Raw genomic sequence first — 20,989 nt, 5'->3', positions numbered from 1 at the left:
ACCGTCAAAGTACTTTTTTATGTCATCGGTTTTGGAGTATTACGAAGACAGACCGCCGAAACCTGCAACACAGGTGGCGTCTTCCAAGACCCGTTTGTTTGCAGTCACTTGAATCTCCGCAGGTGAGATTTCGGCAGTCACTTCGAGGCGCAGCACCGCCCAGGTATTGCGTCTACTGGCTCTGACAAAGGTGACCGAGTATGGATGATCACGGACGTAGCCCTTCCTCCAACCAGCCAATCCTTTATGTACTCGATACCAACGTATTGATTCACGATCCAAACGCCCTGCTGAATTTTGAAGAACACCACGTCGCGATCCCGATGACCGTGCTTGAAGAGCTGGACAAGCTCAAGAGCGGGCATCACAGCGTGGCCGCTGAATGCCGTCAGGCCATCCGGCTGATCGACAAGACCCTGGGCGATGCGTCCCCGGAAGATGTCGAACTGGGTGTGCCGATCCAGCGCGGCAAGGGTGGGCCGAAGGGCTTGCTGTCAATTCTGATGAGCAAGCAGGCCGAATCGAACCTGATTCTGCCCGAGCATCTGAACGACAACAAAATCATCAACCAACTGATCGATCTGCACACCCGCGACCCGAAAAAACCGGTAGTCCTGGTCACCAAAGACATCAACATGCGCCTCAAGGCGCGCGCCTGTGGCATCGATGCCGAGGATTACAGCACCGACCAACTGGTCGACGACGTGTCGCTTCTGCCCAACGGCTACCACAACATGACCGGCTCCTTCTGGGACCGCGTGAGCAAGGTCGAAACCCGTCAGGATCACGGTCGCACCTGGCACCAGGTACAACTGATCGACAACCTGCCGGCGGTGCACATCAACGAGTTCATCATTGATGAACAGGGCTTCGTCGGCTGGATCAAGGAGATTGAAGAAGACCGTCTGCTGATTCTCGACCTGCATCAGGAGCCGTTGCTGCACCAGGAAGCGTGGGGGCTCAAGCCGCGCGACATTTATCAAAGTCTGGCGCTTTACGCGCTGCTCGATCCGGACATTCATCTGGTCAACCTGTCGGGTGCGGCAGGTTCCGGTAAAACCATTTTGGCGCTGGCCGCTGCGATCGAACAGACCATGGTCAGCAAACGTTATCGGCGCATCATTGCCACGCGTAGCGTGCAGGGCCTGGATCAGGAGATCGGCTTCCTGCCCGGCACCGAAGCGGAAAAAATGGAGCCTTGGCTGGGCGCCATCACCGACAACCTCGAAGCCTTGCACATGGATGATGAAAACACCCATGGCAGCGTCGACTACATCCTCAGCAAAGTGCCGTTGCAGTTCAAATCGCTAAACTACATTCGCGGTCGCAGTTTCCAGCAGAGCCTGATCCTGATCGACGAATGCCAGAACCTCACGCCGCACCAGATGAAAACCATCATCACCCGTGCTGGCGCCGGTTCGAAAGTAGTGTGCCTGGGCAACCTCGCACAGATCGACACCCCTTACCTGTCCGCGACCAGCTCCGGGCTGACCTACCTGACCGAACGCTTCAAGGATTTCCCCAACGGGGTGCACATCACCTTGCAAGGGGTGCCTCGCTCGATACTGGCGGAATACGCTGAAACGCATTTGTAACCCTTCACCCAAAACCGGGCGGCCACAAAGCCGCCCGGTTTTTTATGTCAGCAGACAAACCAAATGTAGGAGCTGCCGAAGGCTGCGATCTTTTGATCTTGTTTTTAAAAATCAAAGTCAAAAGATCGCAGCCTTCGGCAGCTCCTACACGAAGAACACCACATTCGTGCGTGCGGAAATTTGACCTGCAGGTTTACAATCCACGCTCCTGATCAGGAGTAATCCCGTGCTGACTCATCTCGATTCCCAAGGTCGCGCCAACATGGTCGACGTCACCGAAAAAGCCGTGACGTTCCGTGAGGCGACGGCCCAAGCGCTGGTGCGCATGCTCCCCGAAACCCTGCAGATGATCGTCAGCGGCGGCCATCCCAAGGGTGACGTGTTCGCCGTGGCGCGCATTGCCGGCATCCAAGCGGCGAAGAAAACCAGCGATCTGATTCCCCTGTGCCATCCGCTGATGCTCACCGGCGTCAAAGTCGAACTCAGTGCCGACGGTGAAGACACCGTGCGCATCGTTGCCCGTTGCAAACTGTCCGGGCAGACCGGTGTGGAAATGGAAGCATTGACCGCTGCCAGCGTCGCCGCACTGACCATCTACGACATGTGCAAAGCCGTTGATCGCGGCATGACCATCGAAAGCGTGCGTCTGCTGGAGAAGGTCGGTGGCAAGAGTGGGCATTTTCAGGCGGAGCAGCGATGAACCTGACCGTGAAGTTTTTTGCCCGTTACCGTGAAGCGCTGGGCGTGGACTCGGTGAAGGTTGAAGGTGATTTCGCCACCGTCGATGACGTGCGTGCATTGCTCGTGCAACGGGATGGCGCGGAAGTACTGAGCGAGCAGAACCTGATGTGCGCACGCAACGAAGACCTCTGCCAGCTCGACGAGCCGGTGGTCGATGGCGACGAAGTGGCGTTTTTCCCGACCGTGACCGGAGGCTGAACCATGGCGATTCGCGTACAGGCCACGCCGTTCGACCCGGGCGCTGAAGTCAACGCGATGCACGCGGCCAATGTCGGCGTCGGTGCGGTGGTGAGTTTTGTCGGCTATGTGCGCGACTTCAACGATGGGCTGGATGTGGCGGGGATGTTTCTCGAACACTATCCGGGCATGACCGAAAAAGCCCTCGGCAAGATCGCCATCGAAGCCGAGCAGCGCTGGCCACTGCTGAAGCTGGAAGTGCTGCACCGCATCGGCGCGCTGGAGCCGGGCGAACCGATCGTTTTCGTCGGCGCCGCCAGTGCCCATCGCCAGGCCGCGTTCGATGCCTGTGCCTTCGTCATGGACTACCTGAAAACCCGTGCACCGTTCTGGAAGAAGGAAAACACCAGTGACGGGCCGCGTTGGGTTGAGGGGCGGGACAGTGATCATGCCGCCGCGGATCGCTGGAAACAGTAATTCCTGTAGCGCCCTTCAGTAAGCCTTCGCGAGCAGGCTCGCTCCCACATTGGATCTTCCTGCACGCAGATATTGTGTTCGCTGCAGATCCCCTGTGGGAGCGAGCCTGCTCGCGAAGACGCCATCTGCATCAATAAAATCCTTCCTCTGTGCCCGATTGACGGCTTGTACGTATAAGTCCAATATGGATTTATAAGTACAAAAAAAGCATCGCCTCCGTTTCAGCTCTTTCTTGCCAAACCAACAACAACCCGCGAGAGAACGAACATGAAGAAACTCCCCCTCATCACCGGTCTGGCCCTCAGCCTGTTGTCCTGCGCCAGCGTGTTCGCCGCCGAGCAAACCCTGCGCATCGGCATCGAAGCTGCCTACCCGCCATTCGCCTCGAAGACCGACAAGGGCGAAATCGTCGGTTTCGACTACGACATCGGCAACGCCCTGTGCGCGCAGATGAAGGTCAAGTGCGTGTGGGTCGAAGGTGAGTTCGACGGTCTGATTCCTTCGCTGAAAGTGAAGAAGATCGACATGGCGCTGTCGTCGATGACCATCAATGAAGACCGCAAGAAGTCGGTGGATTTCACCCACAAGTACTATTTCACCTCGTCGCGCCTGGTGATGAAAGAAGGCGCCAGCGTTGATGACCAATACGCCAGCCTCAAGGGCAAGAACGTTGGCGTGCAGCGTGCGACCACCACTGATCGTTATGCCACTGAGGTATTCGAACCCAAAGGCATCAACGTCAAGCGCTACAGCAACAACGAAGAGATCTACATGGACCTGGCGGCGGGGCGGCTCGATGCGATCTTTGCCGACACCATTCCGCTGAATGACTTTTTGTCGATGCCGCGTGGCCAGGGTTATGCGTTTGTCGGGCCTGAGTTGAAGGATCCGAAGTACGTGGGCGAGGGCGCGGGGATTGCGGTGCGCAAGGGTAATACTGAATTGGTCAGCCAGTTGAATGGCGCGATTGATGGTATTCGTGCGAATGGCGAGTACCAGAAGATTTCCGAGAAGTATTTCAAGTCCGACATCTACGGCGATTGATCGTCCGTCATCGCTGGCAAGCCAGCTCCCACAGGTTTTGTGTACACCGCAAATCCTTGTGGGAGCTGGCTTGCCAGCGATGGGGCCGGATCAATCACCGTAAATCTCTAGCCCTTCAATTCCTTCAAATGCTTGTACACCGTCGCCCGTCCCATGTTCAGCACATTGGCCACGTAGTTCGAAGCGCTCTTGCCCTTGAACGCGCCCTCGGCGTGCAGCGCCAGCACCAGCTCACGTTTGTGATCGCGGGTCAGCACATTCAGGCTCAATTGTCGTTCACGCAGCCAGGCGTGCAGGAAGGTGTTGATACGTTCCTGCCAGTCATCGCGAAACAATGAATCCGGTTGCGGGATCAGTTTGCTCGGCGACAGGAACAGGTCCAGCGCCGCCTTGGCATTCTCGAACAGCGAAATATTCAGATTGATGCACAGCACTGCCAGCGGCAAACCCTCGCTGTCGCGCAGGACGCTGCTCAAACTGCGAATCTTCTGTCCGTCCCAGTTAAGCTTTTCGTACGGGCCGATATTGCGGTCGCTGACATCCTCGCTGAGCATGTCTTCCAGTGACGAGTCGTCGCCGATCTCGCGCTTGGACAGGTTGTTGGCGATGTAGTCGACCTTCTGCGTGCGCAGGTCGTGCAGCACCACTTCGGCGTGCGGAAAGAACAGCGTGGCGATGGCATCGGCGATGGCGCGGAAGTTATCCAGCGCCGGGTCGAGTTCAGGGGCGGTCATGACAGTGGAGCTCCAGGCAGCGTCAACGCCTCCGTGATCAGGAGGCGTTGCGAGTGTGCCGCAATCCGTTGGGCGCGTCATCCGGGGGGACGATCAGGCGAGGCGGGCAGGGGAGAGCATGGCGCTGCTCAGGCCGAAGTTGCGCAAGTGCTCGGGCAAAGGCTCGCCGCGCACCAGTGCAGCGCTGGCCTGGCCCATCGCTGGCGAAGTCTGAATGCCGTAGCCGCCCTGCGCCGCGACCCAGAACAGCCCTGGCACCTGTTGATCAAAACCACTGAGCAAATCCCCGTCGGCAACGAAACTGCGCAGCCCGGCCCATGTGCGGGTCGGACGGCGGATGGTCAGCGTGGTGGCTTCTTCGATCTGATAAATGCCCATGGCGATGTCCAGTTCTTCCGGCTGCACGTCGTGGGGTTCGACCGGATCGGCGTTGGCCGGCGAGCCGAGAAACATGCCAGCGTCAGGCTTCATATAGAAGGATTCGTCGAGGCTGACCAGCATCGGCCAGTGATGAATGTCGACGCCTTCGGGGCCGGCGAAGATGAACGCGGCACGACGTTTCGGTTGCAGGCCCAGCGGCCTGGCGCCGGCCAGTGCACCGATCTTGTCGGCCCAGGCCCCGGCGGCGTTGATGATCACGGGTGCGCTAAAGGTCTGGCCGTTGGTCTGCACGTGCCAGTGGCCTTCGGCATCGCGGCTGAGGCCGAGCACTTCGCAATCGGTATGCACTTCGCCGTTATTGCGACGGATGCCGCGCAGGTAGCCCTGATGCAAGGCGTCGGTGTCGATGTCGCTTGCGCTCGGATCGTAGATCGCGCCGTGGACTTTTTCCCGACGCAGGATCGGCAGTCGCGCACAGGCTTCGTCGGCGCTGAGCAGTTGCATCTCCGGTACGGTGGCTTTGGCGCTGAGGTATTGGTTATTGAGTTCGGCGGCGTCACCGGTGAAGTCCACGGTCATTTCGCCGCGCGGGGTCAGCAATGGGTGTTCGCAGAAACCGCTTGGCGGATTGTCGAAGAACGCCCGGCTGGCCTGCGTCAGTGCACGCACTTGCGGCGTACCGTACGCGGCGGTGAACAGCGCGGCGGAGCGCCCGGTGGAGTGATAGGCCGGGTGGGATTCACGTTCGAGCACGATCACTTTGCCGTGCGGCGACAGCCAGAAACCGGTGGAAGCGCCGGCAATTCCGCCGCCGATGATGATGAAATCTGCCTGGCTCATGAAAAACTCCAAAGCTATCGAGGCTCTCTGGGGATCTGCCGTTGGCAACTCCCCATTGAAATGCGATCCCTGTAGGAGCAGCCGAAGGCTGCGATCTTTTGATCTGGTTTTTAAGATCAAGATCAAAAGATCGCAGCCTTTCGGCAGCTCCTACAGGGATATGTGGTGTTAGTGGGTTAAGTGGTAAACCGCATTGGCGAGGGCGATGTCTTCCAGGCCCAGGCCGATTGAACGGAAGAACACGTGACAGTCGTAATCCGGGCGCTGGACTTTTTCGCTGAGCAGGTCAGCGAGGTCAGCGATGATCAAATCCTTGCTCCAGCCATGCTGTTCTGTCGCGATCAACATCTCACCCGCCGAACCCGGCGTGGTCAGACGATAGTCGCAGAACACCTGCATGGCGTTGAGGCTCTGCGGCGGCACTTCGTGGGCGCGTGGGGCGTTGGTGCTGATCGAGGTGATCAGCGCCGGTTTGCTCAATGTGGCAGGATCGATCACCGGGCCGGCGGACGACGTGCAGAGCATGATCACGTCGGCTTCGGCGGTGGCCGCTTCACGGCTGTCAGCGATCTTCAGATTGGGCGTAATGGCTTTCAACAGTGATTGAGTTTGGGCGTCGGCGGACAGGCTTGGCGAATACAGGCTGATGCTCTGCCAGTCACGCAGCGACTTCACGTAATGCAGATGCGCCTGGGCAACCTTGCCGCTGCCAATGATCGCCAGTCGCGTGGCATTCAGCGGCGCGAGGACGTCGACCGCTACGGCTGTGGTTGCGGCAGTACGCGCGGTGGTCAGTTCAGCGGCATCACAGAGCAGCAGTGGTTGACCGGTTTTCATCGACATCAACAGGGTCCACGCCGTCACCAGCGGGCCTTGCTCACGAACGATGTAGGGCGAGGTCTTCACACCGTACACGCCGTCTTCAGCCAGTACACCCAGATAATTGATGAAGTCGCCGGCGCCTTGGGGGAACTCCACCAGTTGCTGGGCTGGTTGCACGGCGTGTCCGACAGCGAGATCGCGAAACAACTTGCGCAGGATCTGCGGCACATCAATGCGCGCCAGTAGCTCGCGGGCCTGATGCTGATCGATCACGTAGGGCGTACTGGACATGTCAGGCTCCGGGGGCTCAATATAAACTGTTTTGTCTATTATGGACTTTTAGTTGTCTCTCGCAAGCGCCTGATGAAATGTCGGACGAAAAAAAAGCGCAGTCCGTTGCCGGCTGCGCTTTTCTTTTAAGTGTCGCTTACTGCGGACGCTTGCGCTCGACCGCTCGCAACAGATGCGTCGGCGGCGTTTCGCAGCTGATCTTGCGACCGAGCTTCTCTTCGATGGACGGCAATTGATAGGAGTCGTCCTCACCGGCGAAGCTGATCGACACACCATCGGCGCCAGCACGACCGGTACGGCCAATGCGGTGCACGTAGTCGTCCGGGACTTCCGGCAGGGTGAAGTTGATCACGTGGCTGATGCCGTCGATGTGAATGCCGCGACCGGCCACATCGGTAGCGACGAGCACGCGAATCTTGCCCTCGCGGAAACCTTCGAGGGTCTTGATGCGTTTGTGTTGCGGCACGTCGCCGGACAACTGCGCAGCGTTCACACCGTCGCGCACCAGGCGCTCTTCGATACGGCGCACTTCGTCCTTGCGGTTGGCGAAGACCATCACCCGCTCCCAGCCATTATCGTTGACCAGGTTGTAGAGCAGTTTGTACTTGTCGGCACCGGCCACGGCGTAGATGTGTTGCTCGACGTTTTCGTTGGCGACGTTGGTGATTTCGATTTCGACGATCGACGGGTCGGTCGTCCACTGCTTGGCGAGGTTCATCACGTCTTCAGTGAAGGTCGCGGAGAACAGCAGGGTCTGGCGCTCGGACTTCGGCGGGGTCTGGCGAATGATCTGGCGTACTTGCGGAATGAAACCCATGTCGAGCATGCGGTCGGCTTCGTCCAGCACCATCACTTCGACCATGTCCAGGTGCACGTCGCCACGCTGGTTGAAGTCGAGCAGACGACCCGGGGTGGCGACGAGGATGTCGCAGTGGCGGGCTTCGAGGTGCTTGAGCTGCTTGTCGAAGTCCATGCCACCCACAAACGTCATGACGTTGAGGCCGGTGTACTTGGTCAGGTCGGCGGCGTCCTTGGCGATCTGCACCACCAACTCACGGGTCGGCGCGATGATCAGCGCACGGGGTTCGCCCATGTAGCGCTCTTTCGGCGGCGGCGTTTGCAGCAGCTGGGTGATGATCGAGATCAGGAACGCGGCGGTTTTGCCGGTACCGGTTTGCGCGCGGCCAATGGCGTCTTTGCCGGCGAGGGTGAAGCCCAGCACCTGCGCCTGGATCGGCGTGCAATAAGGGAAACCCAGATCCTGAATGGCGTGCATCAGTTCTGGTGAAAGTTTGAAATCGTGGAAGCGGGTTTTACCTTCCTGGGGCTCGACAACAAAATCTTCGAGTTTCCACGGAATAACCGGTGCCTTGGGCTTCGGTTCGCGGCGCGGTCTGGCCGGTTTTGGCTCTTCACTGCGCGCAGGCTCGGCGGCGATTGGCGCGGCCGGAGCGGGTTTCGGGTCTTGCTTCGGTGCTGCTACAGCAGCGGGGCGGTCGGCCTGGGGCGCATCGTTGCGATGACCGGGGGCGTGCGACGGCGCACTGGGAACTGGCGCGAGCTGCTCAGCCTCGCTTTTACCGAACATTTTCTTGAGTGCTTCGAGCACGGTCATCTCATCAATTGGTTAAGGAATGTACGCCGGCCAGTGTAATGCAAGAAACGGGCGCGGCGTAGTGTGATGATCAAAGGGCAGGCATTGCTGGCGTCATCAGCGCAGACGTTCGCTCAACCAGGCGCCAATGTCGCGAATTTCCTCGGGTAACACTTCGTGCTCCATTGGGTATTCCTGCCATGTCACGGTGACACCATGCTTCACCAAATGCTCATAAGCACTGCGCCCCATCGAGTTCTGCACCACGCCATCGAACTGGCCGTGCAGGCATATCGCGGGAATCCGCTGCTGACTGGCTGAAAGTTCCATCTCATCACTGAAGGTCGGCGCATACGTCGACAATGCCAGCACACCGCCCAACGGCCCCTGCCATTTCACAAATGCGGTGTGCAACACCACGGCGCCACCCTGGGAAAAACCGGCGAGGAAAATTCGCGAGGCGTCTATTCCGCTGTTCCGCTCGTTTTCGATCAATTCGATGATGCGATCCGCCGACGCTTCCAGCTCGTCACGGTCAATCGCGCGCGCCGGGCTCATGGCTTTAATGTCGTACCAGCTCGGCATGGCATATCCGCCATTTATCGTCACTGGACGAGTTGGCGCCTGCGGCAGCACGAAGCGCGTGCTCAGCAGGCTTTCCTGCAACGCTTCCGCTACCGGCAAGAAGTCGTAGCGGTCGGCGCCGAGGCCGTGCAGCCAGATCACGCAGGCGTCTGCGGGCTTGACAGGCTGAAGAATCAAGGGCTCGGTCATGTCTGCTCCAAATATGTGCGGGCGCTCTCATTAAGTGCGTGATTCGAGTGCGCGTCCGGTTGATCCGTTAAGAAGATGTCGCAAGGTTACAAGTTTTGCTATTGACCTGTCGCTCAAACGCTTCAGCGGCCGGAGTGGTACGGGGTTTGCTATGACTTGAACCGTGCAACCGATCCCGCGCCTGGCGGTAACACTATCAGTGTACCCAAGGCTTGGGGATTGCAAAGAATCCGGTGATGGATGTTCGCCAATGGCCGCTACGGGCTTAGCGAACGTGAAAGGGCTACAGCCCGTTCGGCCGATTGGTGAGAAGTGAGTTGTCCATGATGTGGATTTTCTCCTACTAGACTCATAGCGAAGGTCTTACGTCGGTTGACCCCAAAAAAAGCCAACACGGGTCAACAACGCCTCAAAAGGGTGCGACTGGACTCAAGCTCCGACACAACAAGAGCAAAACTGGAGGTTTGAATGAAGATGTTGAAATCCACCCTGGCGATCGTGACTGCAGCAACAGTACTCGGTGTCAGCGGGTTCGCTCAGGCGGGTGCAACCCTGGATGCAGTGCAGAAGAAAGGTTTCGTGCAGTGTGGCGTGAGCGACGGTCTGCCGGGCTTCTCGGTTCCGGACGCTACCGGCAAGATCCTCGGGATCGACGCTGACGTCTGCCGCGCTGTGGCCGCTGCCGTATTCGGCGACGCGACCAAGGTCAAATTCAGTCAGTTGAACGCCAAGGAGCGCTTCACCGCGCTGCAATCGGGCGAGATCGACATCCTGTCGCGCAACACCACCATGACCAGTTCGCGTGACGCGGGCATGGGCCTGAAATTCCCGGGCTTCATTACCTACTACGACGGTATCGGCTTTCTGGTTAACAACAAGCTGGGCGTGAAGAGTGCCAAAGAGCTGGACGGTGCAACCATCTGCATCCAGGCCGGTACCACCACCGAGCTGAACGTTTCCGACTACTTCCGCGGCAACGGTCTGAAATACACCCCGATCACTTTCGACACCTCCGATGAAAGCGCCAAATCGCTCGAATCCGGTCGTTGCGACGTGCTGACCTCCGACAAGTCCCAACTGTTTGCCCAGCGCTCCAAGCTGGCATCGCCGAAGGACTACGTGGTTCTGCCGGAAACCATTTCCAAAGAACCACTGGGCCCGGTCGTGCGTAACGGCGACGACGAGTGGCTGGCCATCGTGCGTTGGGTTGGCTACGCGCTGCTCAATACCGAAGAAGCCGGCATCACGTCGAAGAACGTCGAAGCTGAAGCCAAGTCGACCAAGAACCCGGACGTCGCCCGTATGCTCGGCGCTGACGGCGAGTACGGCAAAGACCTGAAACTGCCGAAAGACTGGGTTGTGCAGATCGTTAAACAAGTCGGCAACTACGGCGAAATCTTCGAGAAAAACCTCGGCAAGAGCACTCCGCTGGAAATCGACCGCGGTTTGAACGCCCTGTGGAACAACGGCGGCATTCAGTACGCACCACCAGTGCGCTAATGGTTCTATCACCCGGCGGGCCAACCGCCGGGTGATGTTCTTGTTCCATTTTTTCCGGGGCACTTCATGCAAAATTCAATCGGCGCACCAAAGCAGAGGCTCAGCCTCAGCGATCCACGAGTGCGTGCGTGGCTATTCCAGATCATCACTGTTGTGGCGGTGGTCTCGCTGGGCTGGTACTTGTTCGACAACACCCAAACCAACCTTCAGCACCGGGGCATTACCTCCGGTTTCGGCTTTCTGGAGCGCAGTGCCGGGTTCGGCATCGCTCAACACCTGATCGACTACACCGAAGCGGACAGCTATGCCCGCGTCTTCGTCATCGGTCTTCTCAATACCCTGTTGGTGACCGTGATCGGCGTGATTCTGGCGACGATTCTCGGCTTCATCATCGGTGTGGCACGGCTGTCGCAGAACTGGATCATCAGCAAACTGGCGACGGTGTATGTGGAAGTGTTCCGCAACATTCCGCCGCTGCTGCAAATCCTGTTCTGGTACTTCGCGGTGTTCCTGACCATGCCGGGGCCACGTAACAGTCATAACTTCGGCGACACCTTCTTCGTCAGCAGCCGTGGCCTGAACATGCCGGCCGCGCTGGCCGCCGACGGTTTCTGGGCGTTTGTGATCAGCATTGTGGTGGCCATCGTCGGCATCGTGCTGATGTGCCGCTGGGCCAACAAGCGCTTCGAAGCAACCGGCGTTCCGTTCCACAAGTTCTGGGTCGGACTGGCGATTCTACTGGTGATCCCGACCTTGTGCGCACTGATCTTCGGCGCTCCGCTGCACTGGGAAATGCCGAAGCTTTCCGGCTTCAACTTTGTCGGCGGCTGGGTGCTGATCCCGGAACTGCTCGCCTTGACCCTGGCCCTGACCGTGTACACCGCGGCGTTCATCGCCGAGATCGTGCGTTCGGGGATCAAGTCGGTCAGCCATGGCCAGACTGAAGCGGCGCGTTCGCTTGGCCTGCGCAACGGCCCGACCCTGCGCAAGGTGATCATTCCGCAAGCCCTGCGCGTGATCATTCCGCCGTTGACCAGCCAATACCTCAACCTGGCGAAAAACTCTTCGCTCGCGGCCGGTATCGGTTACCCGGAAATGGTTTCGCTGTTTGCCGGCACCGTGCTCAACCAGACCGGTCAGGCGATTGAAGTGATTGCCATCACCATGAGCGTGTACCTGGCGATCAGTATCAGCATTTCCCTGCTGATGAACTGGTACAACAAGCGCATTGCGCTGATCGAGCGGTAAGGAAAAGCGCATGAGTACTCATACTTTCAAACCTGACATGCCCCCACCGAACAGCAGCATCGGCGTCGTGGCGTGGATGCGCGCGAACATGTTCTCCAGCTGGCTCAACACCCTGCTGACGCTGTTTGCGTTCTACCTGATCTACCTGGTGGTGCCACCGATCCTCAGTTGGGCAATCATTGATGCCAACTGGGTCGGCACCACCCGCGCCGATTGCACCAAGGACGGCGCCTGCTGGGTGTTCATTCAGCAGCGTTTCGGCCAGTTCATGTACGGCTACTACCCGCCCGAACTGCGCTGGCGCGTCGACCTGACCGTGTGGCTGGCGGTGATCGGCGTGGCGCCCCTGTTCATCTCGCGCTTTGCGCATAAAGCGGTGTACGGGCTGAGCTTCCTGGTGCTGTACCCGATCATTGCCTACATCTTGCTGCACGGCGGTTTCGGCCTGACCAACGTGGCGACCAGCCAGTGGGGCGGCCTGATGCTGACCCTGGTCATCGCCACTGTCGGCATCGCCGGTGCCTTGCCGCTGGGGATTGTGCTGGCGCTGGGCCGTCGTTCGAACATGCCGGCGATTCGTGTGGTCTGCGTGACCTTCATCGAGTTCTGGCGCGGCGTGCCTGTCTGGTCCGCGGTGCTGCGGCCGCAGTGCCTCCCTCAAGGCATGAACTTCGACAAGCTGCTGCGGGCGCTGATCGGCGTGATCCTGTTCCAGTCGGCCTACGTTGCCGAAGTGGTGCGCGGCGGTCTGCAAGCGATCCCCAAAGGTCAGTACGAAGCGGCTGCGGCGATGGGCCTCGGTTACTGGCGGTCGATGGGCCTGGTGATTCTGCCGCAAGCCCTGAAGCTGGTAATCCCCGGCATCGTCAACACCTTCATTGCGCTGTTCAAGGACACCAGTCTGGTGATCATCATCGGCCTCTTTGACCTGCTCAACAGCGTCAAGCAAGCCGCTGCCGATCCGAAATGGCTGGGCATGGCCACCGAAGGCTACGTGTTCGCCGCCCTGGTGTTCTGGATTTTCTGTTTTGGTATGTCGCGCTATTCCATGCATCTGGAACGCAAGCTCGACACTGGCCACAAGCGTTAGGAGTTCTGTAAATGAGTGAAGCAATCAAAAAGCCTGTAGGTCCTGAAGGCATTATTCAGATGCAGGGCGTCAACAAGTGGTACGGCCAGTTCCACGTGCTGAAAGACATCAACCTCAACGTCAAACAGGGCGAACGTATCGTCCTCTGCGGCCCGTCGGGTTCCGGCAAATCGACGACGATCCGTTGCCTCAATCGTCTGGAAGAACACCAGCAGGGCCGCATCGTCGTCGATGGCGTGGAACTGACCAACGACCTCAAGCAGATCGAAGCGATCCGCCGTGAAGTCGGCATGGTGTTCCAGCACTTCAACCTGTTCCCGCACCTGACCATTCTGCAGAACTGCACCCTGGCGCCAATGTGGGTCCGCAAGATGCCCAAGCGCAAGGCCGAGGAAATCGCCATGCATTACCTGGAGCGCGTACGCATTCCGGAGCAGGCGCATAAATTCCCGGGGCAACTGTCCGGTGGTCAGCAGCAGCGTGTGGCGATTGCCCGCGCCCTGTGCATGAAGCCGAAAATCATGCTGTTCGATGAACCGACTTCAGCGCTCGATCCGGAGATGGTGAAAGAGGTTCTGGACACCATGATCGGTCTGGCTGAAGACGGCATGACCATGCTTTGCGTGACCCACGAAATGGGCTTTGCCCGCACCGTGGCCAACCGTGTGATCTTCATGGACAAGGGTGAGATCGTTGAGCAGGCTGCGCCGAATGACTTCTTCGATAATCCGCAGAATGAGCGGACGAAGTTGTTCTTGAGTCAGATTTTGCATTGATGGTTTGTGAGTAAAACAAACCCGGCCTTGTGCCGGGTTTGTTTTTTGTGGGTCAGGAGGCGGTGAGAGGTTCTTGTTCTTTGTGCTCAGTGAACTTGAACGCGCCTCTTAAATCAGCCCCTTCAGCCAAGACTCTCGCGTCGGCAAGCAAGTGTGGATAGCGATCCAGCAGACGCATAAGCAGCATCAACGCTTTCGGCGGAAGTACCTCGCCGCGCTCGTATCGTGAAAATGCGTTGTGCCCGCCCCCTGAAAGCAATTGCACCGTTTCCTTTTGCGTCAGGTGCAATTTGCGACGGATCTTTTTCATTTCGTCACCTACCATTTTTCTACAGGCGATAACGAGTTCATCGCATGCGTCGGAATACCGCTGCCCGCACTCATCGTCCAATTCGACCTCACCGCACTTCTGGCACTCCCAGCCCGACAAATCGTCGATCCGACGCTCCATTCCCTGGGCGCTCACGGTTTCGCCTCGACCCTTGAAATGCACCATGCCTTCCGGAGCGCCGCAACTGACACACTGCTGCGTATTCATGAATGGTTCTCCTTGAAAGAGATCACGGGTGGGCGCCTGTCGTAGTGATATGACACCTTGATGTAAATCTCCAAACCATGTGATTGGATGTGATAGACGTCTTGCCAAATACGGTGATCGTCATAAGTCGTCATCGACTTGTACAACATGCTGCGCTGCAGCTTGAGAACGATTTCTTGCATCTCTTCGAGAGTGAGTTTGAGTGCAGTGCCCGTTTTTCTTGCCGTGTGCGTGAAAGCCCTCCAGCCAAGTCGCCTGACATCCGCCTTGATCACCGCCAAGTCGTAATGGGGTGTGTTCTTTTCCATAAGAAACTAAAACCCTGTCCCTGAAATTACCCTTAAAGGGTAATTTTGACCAATCGAAAATGCCGCTCCATGTGTCTCCGATTGACCCTAGGTGGTTGCCGTCCTACACGGGTCTGACTAACATGTCAGAGAATTCATCCTATGATTGGATGAAAGGGCGAATCCTATGTCAGACATTTCTCCACTCATTAAGCGATCTTTGGTCGATCAGGCCTTGGATCAGCTGCGTCAGCGCATCAACAGCGGTGCCTGGCAGGTTGGCGAGCGTTTGCCGACCGAACCCGAGCTTTGCGCCGAGCTGGGCATCAGCCGCAACACCGTGCGCGAAGCCATGCGCGTGCTGGCATTTTCCGGGTTGATCGAGATTCGTCAGGGCGATGGCAGTTACTTGCGCGCGGTGGTCGATCCGATGGATACCCTGAAAGCGCTATCGCAATGCTCGCTGGAGCAGGCACGGGAAACCCGGCACATCCTCGAAGTCGAGGCGATCGGGCTGGCAGCGTTGCGCCGCACCGACGAAGACCTTGCCGCACTGCGCGAGGCGCTCGGCACCAGTGGCAGTCACTATCACGGCGACCTCGACACCTACATCGCCTGCGATCTGGTGTTCCACCGCCGTTTGGTCGACGCCGCGCACAACCCGACCCTCAGCGAGCTGTACCGCTATTTCTCCAGCATCGTCGGCGCGCAATTGCGCCAGACCCTGAACATCGTCCCGCGCCGTCAAGAAGTGTTCGACCTGCACATCGAGTTGCTCGATGCGGTCGAACAACGCGACCCGGAACGGGCCAAAGCCTTGTCGAGGCAGTTGATCAATGAACCTTGAAACCGAGAAATCCATGCCCCGCAGTGAGATATCCACAACCCCCAAGCGCACAGCAGAGCTTGAAGAACTGCTGATCGATGCCGAGGCTGATGACGAGCAAGTCCAACAAAGCCATCCGCTGGTACGCCGGCCATGGTTGTTGCTGCTGGGCTTGATTCTGGTCGCGCTGAACTTGCGCCCGGCCCTGTCGAGCATGGCGCCGTTGCTCGGCGACGTGTCGAAAAACCTCGGTTTGTCGGCGGCGCAGGCCGGTCTGCTGACCACTTTGCCAGTGCTCTGCCTCGGTTTGTTCGCCCCACTGGCACCGATTCTTGCGCGACGTTTTGGTGCTGAACGGGTGGTACTCGGGATTCTGCTGACGCTGGCCGGCGGGATTATCTTGCGCAGCAACTTCGGTGAAATCGGCCTGTTCGCCGGCAGTGTATTGGGCGGCGCGAGCATCGGCATCATCGGTGTTCTGCTGCCGGGCATCGTAAAGCGCGACTTCGCCAAACATGCCGGCACCATGACCGGCGTCTACACCATGGCGCTGTGCCTGGGCGCGGCGATGGCGGCCGGTTCCAGTGTGCCGTTGAGTGAGCACTTCGGTCACAGCTGGGCGATGGGCCTGGGGTTCTGGGTGATACCGGCGCTGGTCGCCGCCGTCTTCTGGCTGCCGCAAGTCGGGCAGAAACACGGCGCTCACAATGTTGCCTATCGCGTGCGCGGTCTGCTGCGTGATCCGCTGGCCTGGCAGGTGACCTTGTACATGGGCCTGCAATCGTCACTGGCCTACATTGTGTTCGGTTGGTTGCCGTCAATCCTGATTGGTCGTGGGCTGACGCCAACCCAGGCCGGTCTGGTGTTGTCCGGGTCGGTGATCATCCAGCTCGCGAGTTCCTTGGCCGCACCGTGGCTGGCGACCCGTGGCAAGGATCAACGTCTGGCGATCGTGGTAGTGATGGCGCTGACCCTCGGCGGTCTGTTCGGTTGCCTGTATGCACCGATCGAAGGCCTGTGGGGCTGGGCGATTCTGCTGGGTCTGGGGCAGGGCGGTACGTTCAGTCTGGCGTTGACGTTGATCGTACTGCGTTCGCGCGATTCCCATGTCGCGGCGAACCTGTCGAGCATGTCTCAAGGCTTCGGCTACACGCTGGCGTCCATGGGGCCGTTCGCGGTCGGCGTGGTGCATGACTGGACCGGCGGATGGAATGCCGTGGGCTGGATCTTTGGCATCATTGGCACCGGCGCGATCATTGCTGGCCTCGGGGCCGGACGTGCACTGTACGTGCAAGTGCAAAGCGAAAAAATCTGAATGCACTGATTTTAAATGTGGGAGCGAGCCTGCTCGCGAAGGCGATTTTACATTCAATATCTGTGTCGACTGACACGCCGCTTTCGCGAGCAGGCTCGCTCCCACATTGGTTTTGCGTGCTGCAGGTATTCGGTTTGCGAATGCCGATAGTGTTTCTGCGCATTGCAGATTATCGTGCTGGCAATCTGTACCTATTTTGGAGATTGCCCATGAGCGAAGCTCACGCCGCGTTGATCACCCGCTTCTACCAGGCCTTCCAGCGCCTGGATGCCGAAGCCATGGCCGCCTGCTACACCGATGACGTAGTGTTCAGCGACCCAGCCTTCGGCGAACTGCGCGGGCGCGATGCCGGCGACATGTGGCGCATGCTCACCACCCGCGCCAAGGATTTCTCGCTGACCTTCGACAACGTTCGCGCCGATGAGCGCGGCGGCGGCGCGCATTGGGTGGCGACTTACTTGTTCAGCCAGACCGGCAACGTCGTGATCAACGATATCCAGGCACGTTTCGTCTTCCGTGACGGCAAGATCTGCGAGCATCACGATCATTTTGATCTGTGGCGCTGGTCGCGTCAGGCGCTGGGTTTCAAAGGCCTGCTGCTGGGCTGGACACCGCTGGTGCGCAACGCCGTACGCGCTCAGGCATTGAAGGGACTGAAGGTATTTCAGGCCGGTCGCTGATAAGATCGCCGCCTGTTTCCTACACGTCTTGATCCCGAAGTGACCAGCCTTAGCGAAAAATCTGTCGATGTGGCCGAACCGGTGAGCAAGTCCTGGTTCGTCTACCTCGTTCGCGCCGCCAATGGTTCGTTGTACTGCGGGATCAGCGACGATCCAGTGCGTCGCTTCGCCAAGCATCAAAGCGGCAAAGGCGCACGGTTCTTCCTATCCAGCCCGGCGATGGCACTGGTTTATACCGAGCTGTGCCGCGACAAGAGCGATGCGTTGCGGCAAGAGCGTTTGATCAAAAAACTCAGAAAGAGCGCGAAGGAATGCCTGGTCGCGTCTTATCAATCTGACTGATTAGTTCCCATCAGGCAGATCTGTAGGCTGCTAAGCAAATGCACGCTAAGCTGCTGGCTCACTATCTGAGCGGCGGAGCCGAGCATGTCCGAGTTGATTCTCCATCATTACCCGACCTCTCCATTTGCCGAGAAGGCCCGCCTGCTGCTGGGCTTCAAAGGCTTGTCGTGGCGCTCGGTGCATATCTCGCCGGTGATGCCGAAACCGGATCTGACCGCCCTGACCGGCGGCTATCGCAAAACCCCGGTGTTGCAGATTGGCGCTGACATCTATTGCGACACGTCGTTGATCGCTCGTCGTCTCGAGCAAGAGAAGGCTTTGCCAGCGTTCTTCCCCGAGGGTCAGGAGTTCACCACCGCCAGTTTCGCCACTTGGGCTGACTCGGTAGTGTTCCAGCATGCGGTGAGTCTGGTGTTCCAGCCGGAATCTGTGGCCGTGCGTTTTGCCAAGTTGCCGCCGGAAGCGATCAAAGCGTTTATTGCCGACCGCGCCGGTTTGTTCAGTGGTGGCAGCGCCACGCGTTTGTCTGCCGAACAAGCCAAGCATCAGTGGCCGACGATCATGGCGCGTCTGGAGCAGCAGTTGCAGCGCGAGCAAGGCGACTTTCTGTTCGGCGAACCGTCGATTGCTGACTTCGCATTGGCGCATCCGCTGTGGTTCCTCAAGGCGACGCATGTGACGGCGCCGCTGGTGGATGAGTATCCGGCTGTTGCGGCCTGGTTGGGTCGAGTGCTGGGCTTTGGCCATGGCGCGGCGAGTGCGATGACCTCCGAGGAGGCGCTTGAGGTTGCACGCAACGCGACACCGGCGGCATTGCCGGATGAGCAGTTTGTTGAACCTAATGGCTTCAAGGCTGGCCAGCAGGTGGCAATCTCGGCGACGGATTACGGGGTTGATCCGGTGGTGGGTGAGTTGCTGTTTGCTGGCAGTGAAGAGTTGATCATTCGTCGTGAAGACGAGCGCGGCGGTGTGGTGCATGTGCACTTCCCGCGTTTCGGTTTCCGCATCGAAGCCAGATAAAAGCAAAAGATCGCAGCCTGCGGCAACTCCTACACAAATCTCATGTAGGAGCTGCCGCAGGCTGCGATCTTTTGATCTTGCTGCTATTTCAGAGCGGCGAGGATTTCGTCCGGGTCAAACCCGCGAATCAACGTGCCGTTGACGTCAATCAACGGAATCCCGCGTCCACCCAATGCCTCATACGCCTTGCGCGCCTCGGCATCCTTCTCGATATCGAACTCCTTGAAGGGAATCCCCTTGCTGTCGAGAAAGCGCTTGGTCTGCTTGCAGTAGCCGCACCAGTCGGTGGCATACAGCACGACGTTGGCTTGCGCGCGCGTCTGCTCGGCAACCATCTGCGACGGGTTGAACACCCGCTCGATCTTGCCCCAGTTCTGATAAACCACGACCACCAGCAGAACCAGTGCGACCTTCTTCAGCACATTGCCGAGCATCAGTTACGGCGCTTCAGCTGATCGGTCAGCGACGTCGGCAAGCCTTTGATCACCAGGGTGCCAGCCTCTTCGTCATACTCGATCTTCGAACCCAGCAGGTGCGCTTCGAAGCTGATCGACAGGCCTTCGGCGCGGCCGGTGAAGCGGCGGAACTGGTTGAGGGTGCGTTTGTCCGCCGGAATTTCCGGCGACAGGCCGTAGTCCTTGTTGCGAATGTGATCGTAGAAGGCTTTCGGGCGTTCTTCGTCGATCAGCTCGGACAGTTCTTCCAGACCCATCGGCTCGCCGAGTTTGGCTTGACTGCTGGCGTAATCGACCAGGGTTTTGGTCTTCTCGCGGGCGGAGTCTTCCGGCAGGTCTTCGCTCTCGACGAAGTCACTGAAGGCCTTGAGCAGGGTGCGTGTCTCGCCCGGGCCGTCGACGCCTTCCTGGCAGCCGATAAAGTCGCGGAAGTATTCCGACACCTTCTTGCCGTTCTTGCCCTTGATAAACGAGATGTACTGCTTGGACTGCTTGTTGTTCTGCCACTCGGAAACGTTGATCCGTGCCGCCAGGTGCAATTGGCCGAGGTCGAGGTGGCGCGACGGGGTCACGTCCAGCTCGTCGGTCACCGCCACGCCTTCGCTGTGGTGCAGCAGGGCGATCGCCAGGTAATCGGTCATGCCTTGCTGATAGTGGGCGAACAATACGTGGCCGCCGACGGACAGGTTCGACTCTTCCATCAGCTTTTGCAGGTGCTCGACCGCGACTTTGCTGAACTCGGTGAAGTCCTTGCCGCCTTCCATGTATTCCTTCAACCAGCCGCTGAACGGGAACGCACCGGATTCCGGATGAAACAGGCCCCAGGCTTTGCCCTGTTTGGCGTTATAGCTCTCGTTGAGGTCGGCGAGCATGTTCTCGATGGCTGCAGACTCGGCGAGCTCCGTGTCACGGGCGTGCAGAACTGCGGGCGTGCCGTCGGGTTTTTTGTCGATCAGGTGGACGATGCAATGACGGATCGGCATGGGCTTCTCGGCTGTTGGAAGGGAGGAGGGCAGGCTCCCCCGAAAAAGCGCCCAGTGTACCGCAACCACTGGTTTTGGCGCGGGTTGTAGGGCAAAACCGGGGCGCGCCCTGGCGCTTATGCAGTTTTTTACCGATTTAGAGCAATAAAGCTGACCAAATGGGTAGCTAGAGGCGGATATTTCCCCGTCTCTGTGCTAGTTTTGCCCGGTCTTACGCGAAGTCACTGCGTTAAGCGTGCAATCAGCATTTGTCAGGTCGAACCAAACCCTGATTTCGGTATCTATAACCCGACTCGTCGTGGTTATCGCCGAGGGTGCCAGATCCAGAAGATCGGGCTCGATGGCTGACACTGCACTCTGCAATCCATATGAATTTGATAGGGAAGGAACACTACATGGCTCTTACTAAAGACCAACTGATCGCCGCCTCGACCTCTCCGCGTGAACTGCCGGTCAAAC

At 58.6% G+C, this 20,989-nt stretch carries 23 protein-coding genes; 14 read left to right on the top strand and 9 right to left on the bottom strand.

Going from position 1 to position 20,989, the window contains the following annotated elements:
* The first annotated feature begins 200 nt into the window (after window positions 1–200).
* The 5 genes from ACIF4X_RS24450 to ACIF4X_RS24430 all read left to right on the top strand — a co-directional run bounded on the left by ACIF4X_RS24450 (window position 201) and on the right by ACIF4X_RS24430 (window position 4,034).
* Window positions 201–1,595, top strand: a complete 1,395-nt coding sequence (locus ACIF4X_RS24450) for a PhoH family protein (RefSeq protein WP_397484068.1) — start codon at window positions 201–203, stop codon at window positions 1,593–1,595.
* A 226-nt stretch (window positions 1,596–1,821) separates the two neighbouring features.
* Window positions 1,822–2,295 (top strand): cyclic pyranopterin monophosphate synthase MoaC, encoded by a 474-nt coding sequence (moaC, locus tag ACIF4X_RS24445; protein ID WP_397484067.1) that lies wholly within the window; start codon window positions 1,822–1,824, stop codon window positions 2,293–2,295.
* Window positions 2,292–2,534 carry a MoaD/ThiS family protein gene (locus tag ACIF4X_RS24440; protein ID WP_397484066.1) on the top strand — a complete coding sequence of 81 codons (243 nt, stop codon included), beginning with the start codon at window positions 2,292–2,294 and terminating at the stop codon, window positions 2,532–2,534. The genes moaC and ACIF4X_RS24440 overlap by 4 nt, the downstream gene beginning before the upstream one ends.
* Window positions 2,535–2,537: 3 nt before the next feature.
* Window positions 2,538–2,990 carry a molybdopterin synthase catalytic subunit MoaE gene (moaE, locus tag ACIF4X_RS24435; RefSeq protein WP_339449973.1) on the top strand — a complete coding sequence of 151 codons (453 nt, stop codon included), beginning with the start codon at window positions 2,538–2,540 and terminating at the stop codon, window positions 2,988–2,990.
* Between the two features lie 267 nt (window positions 2,991–3,257).
* Window positions 3,258–4,034 (top strand): ABC transporter substrate-binding protein, encoded by a 777-nt coding sequence (locus tag ACIF4X_RS24430; protein ID WP_397484065.1) that lies wholly within the window; start codon window positions 3,258–3,260, stop codon window positions 4,032–4,034.
* A gap of 107 nt (window positions 4,035–4,141) precedes the next feature.
* Here the strand turns inward: ACIF4X_RS24430 and ACIF4X_RS24425 are convergent, their stop codons facing one another.
* The 5 genes from ACIF4X_RS24425 to ACIF4X_RS24405 form a co-directional block, all read right to left on the bottom strand.
* Entirely contained in the window at window positions 4,142–4,768 is a 627-nt protein-coding gene (locus ACIF4X_RS24425; protein WP_397484064.1) for a transcriptional regulator, read from the bottom strand.
* A gap of 93 nt (window positions 4,769–4,861) precedes the next feature.
* Window positions 4,862–5,989: an NAD(P)/FAD-dependent oxidoreductase gene (locus ACIF4X_RS24420; RefSeq protein WP_397484063.1), complete on the bottom strand. Its 1,128-nt coding sequence runs from the start codon at window positions 5,987–5,989 to the stop codon at window positions 4,862–4,864.
* Between the two features lie 168 nt (window positions 5,990–6,157).
* Window positions 6,158–7,102, bottom strand: a complete 945-nt coding sequence (locus ACIF4X_RS24415; protein ID WP_397484062.1) for an ornithine cyclodeaminase family protein — start codon at window positions 7,100–7,102, stop codon at window positions 6,158–6,160.
* A gap of 136 nt (window positions 7,103–7,238) precedes the next feature.
* Window positions 7,239–8,717, bottom strand: a complete 1,479-nt coding sequence (gene rhlB / locus ACIF4X_RS24410; protein ID WP_397484061.1) for an ATP-dependent RNA helicase RhlB — start codon at window positions 8,715–8,717, stop codon at window positions 7,239–7,241.
* A gap of 96 nt (window positions 8,718–8,813) precedes the next feature.
* Window positions 8,814–9,470 carry an alpha/beta hydrolase gene (locus ACIF4X_RS24405; RefSeq protein ID WP_397484060.1) on the bottom strand — a complete coding sequence of 219 codons (657 nt, stop codon included), beginning with the start codon at window positions 9,468–9,470 and terminating at the stop codon, window positions 8,814–8,816.
* Window positions 9,471–9,938: 468 nt separating this feature from the next.
* Between ACIF4X_RS24405 and ACIF4X_RS24400 the strand changes: the two genes are divergently transcribed.
* The 4 genes from ACIF4X_RS24400 (at window position 9,939) to ACIF4X_RS24385 (ending at window position 14,084) form a co-directional block, all read left to right on the top strand.
* Window positions 9,939–10,970, top strand: coding sequence for an amino acid ABC transporter substrate-binding protein (locus ACIF4X_RS24400; protein WP_007914328.1), 1,032 nt, complete (start codon window positions 9,939–9,941; stop codon window positions 10,968–10,970).
* 66 nt (window positions 10,971–11,036) lie between these two features.
* Window positions 11,037–12,218 (top strand): amino acid ABC transporter permease, encoded by a 1,182-nt coding sequence (locus tag ACIF4X_RS24395; RefSeq protein ID WP_397484059.1) that lies wholly within the window; start codon window positions 11,037–11,039, stop codon window positions 12,216–12,218.
* 10 nt (window positions 12,219–12,228) lie between these two features.
* Complete coding sequence (locus ACIF4X_RS24390) at window positions 12,229–13,308, top strand: amino acid ABC transporter permease (RefSeq protein WP_397484058.1); 1,080 nt, start codon at window positions 12,229–12,231, stop codon at window positions 13,306–13,308.
* 11 nt (window positions 13,309–13,319) lie between these two features.
* Window positions 13,320–14,084: an amino acid ABC transporter ATP-binding protein gene (locus ACIF4X_RS24385; RefSeq protein ID WP_008080191.1), complete on the top strand. Its 765-nt coding sequence runs from the start codon at window positions 13,320–13,322 to the stop codon at window positions 14,082–14,084.
* A gap of 52 nt (window positions 14,085–14,136) precedes the next feature.
* On the opposite strand, the gene ACIF4X_RS24380 is transcribed toward ACIF4X_RS24385, so the two are convergent.
* Together ACIF4X_RS24380 and ACIF4X_RS24375 are read right to left on the bottom strand one after the other, a co-directional pair.
* Entirely contained in the window at window positions 14,137–14,622 is a 486-nt protein-coding gene (locus tag ACIF4X_RS24380; RefSeq protein WP_397484057.1) for a type II TA system antitoxin MqsA family protein, read from the bottom strand.
* Window positions 14,619–14,930 carry a type II toxin-antitoxin system MqsR family toxin gene (locus ACIF4X_RS24375; RefSeq protein WP_116029549.1) on the bottom strand — a complete coding sequence of 104 codons (312 nt, stop codon included), beginning with the start codon at window positions 14,928–14,930 and terminating at the stop codon, window positions 14,619–14,621. Before ACIF4X_RS24375 ends, ACIF4X_RS24380 begins: the two co-directional genes overlap by 4 nt.
* Window positions 14,931–15,096: 166 nt before the next feature.
* On the opposite strand from ACIF4X_RS24375, the gene ACIF4X_RS24370 reads away from it, so the two are divergent.
* The 5 genes from ACIF4X_RS24370 (at window position 15,097) to ACIF4X_RS24350 (ending at window position 19,092) form a co-directional block, all read left to right on the top strand.
* Window positions 15,097–15,756: a FadR/GntR family transcriptional regulator gene (locus tag ACIF4X_RS24370; RefSeq protein ID WP_158959168.1), complete on the top strand. Its 660-nt coding sequence runs from the start codon at window positions 15,097–15,099 to the stop codon at window positions 15,754–15,756.
* Window positions 15,746–17,050 carry a CynX/NimT family MFS transporter gene (locus ACIF4X_RS24365; protein ID WP_397484056.1) on the top strand — a complete coding sequence of 435 codons (1,305 nt, stop codon included), beginning with the start codon at window positions 15,746–15,748 and terminating at the stop codon, window positions 17,048–17,050. Before ACIF4X_RS24370 ends, ACIF4X_RS24365 begins: the two co-directional genes overlap by 11 nt.
* A 209-nt stretch (window positions 17,051–17,259) precedes the next feature.
* Window positions 17,260–17,730 carry a nuclear transport factor 2 family protein gene (locus tag ACIF4X_RS24360; RefSeq protein WP_397484055.1) on the top strand — a complete coding sequence of 157 codons (471 nt, stop codon included), beginning with the start codon at window positions 17,260–17,262 and terminating at the stop codon, window positions 17,728–17,730.
* Between the two features lie 39 nt (window positions 17,731–17,769).
* Window positions 17,770–18,072 carry a GIY-YIG nuclease family protein gene (locus ACIF4X_RS24355; RefSeq protein ID WP_008083651.1) on the top strand — a complete coding sequence of 101 codons (303 nt, stop codon included), beginning with the start codon at window positions 17,770–17,772 and terminating at the stop codon, window positions 18,070–18,072.
* An 84-nt stretch (window positions 18,073–18,156) separates the two neighbouring features.
* Window positions 18,157–19,092 carry a glutathione S-transferase family protein gene (locus ACIF4X_RS24350; protein ID WP_397484054.1) on the top strand — a complete coding sequence of 312 codons (936 nt, stop codon included), beginning with the start codon at window positions 18,157–18,159 and terminating at the stop codon, window positions 19,090–19,092.
* Window positions 19,093–19,175: 83 nt separating this feature from the next.
* Here ACIF4X_RS24350 and ACIF4X_RS24345 read toward each other — a convergent pair whose 3' ends face one another.
* Window positions 19,176–19,526, bottom strand: coding sequence for a glutaredoxin family protein (locus ACIF4X_RS24345; protein WP_034154584.1), 351 nt, complete (start codon window positions 19,524–19,526; stop codon window positions 19,176–19,178).
* Window positions 19,526–20,530, bottom strand: a complete 1,005-nt coding sequence (gene yejK / locus ACIF4X_RS24340) for a nucleoid-associated protein YejK (RefSeq protein ID WP_397484053.1) — start codon at window positions 20,528–20,530, stop codon at window positions 19,526–19,528. The genes ACIF4X_RS24345 and yejK overlap by 1 nt, the downstream gene beginning before the upstream one ends.
* Between the last annotated feature and the right edge of the window lie 459 nt (window positions 20,531–20,989).

The organism is Pseudomonas sp. NPDC085632 (assembly GCF_044541255.1).
GTDB lineage: Bacteria > Pseudomonadota > Gammaproteobacteria > Pseudomonadales > Pseudomonadaceae > Aquipseudomonas.
Note: the sequence above shows the minus strand (reverse complement) of the source record. Positions and strands in the feature narration are given on the sequence as shown.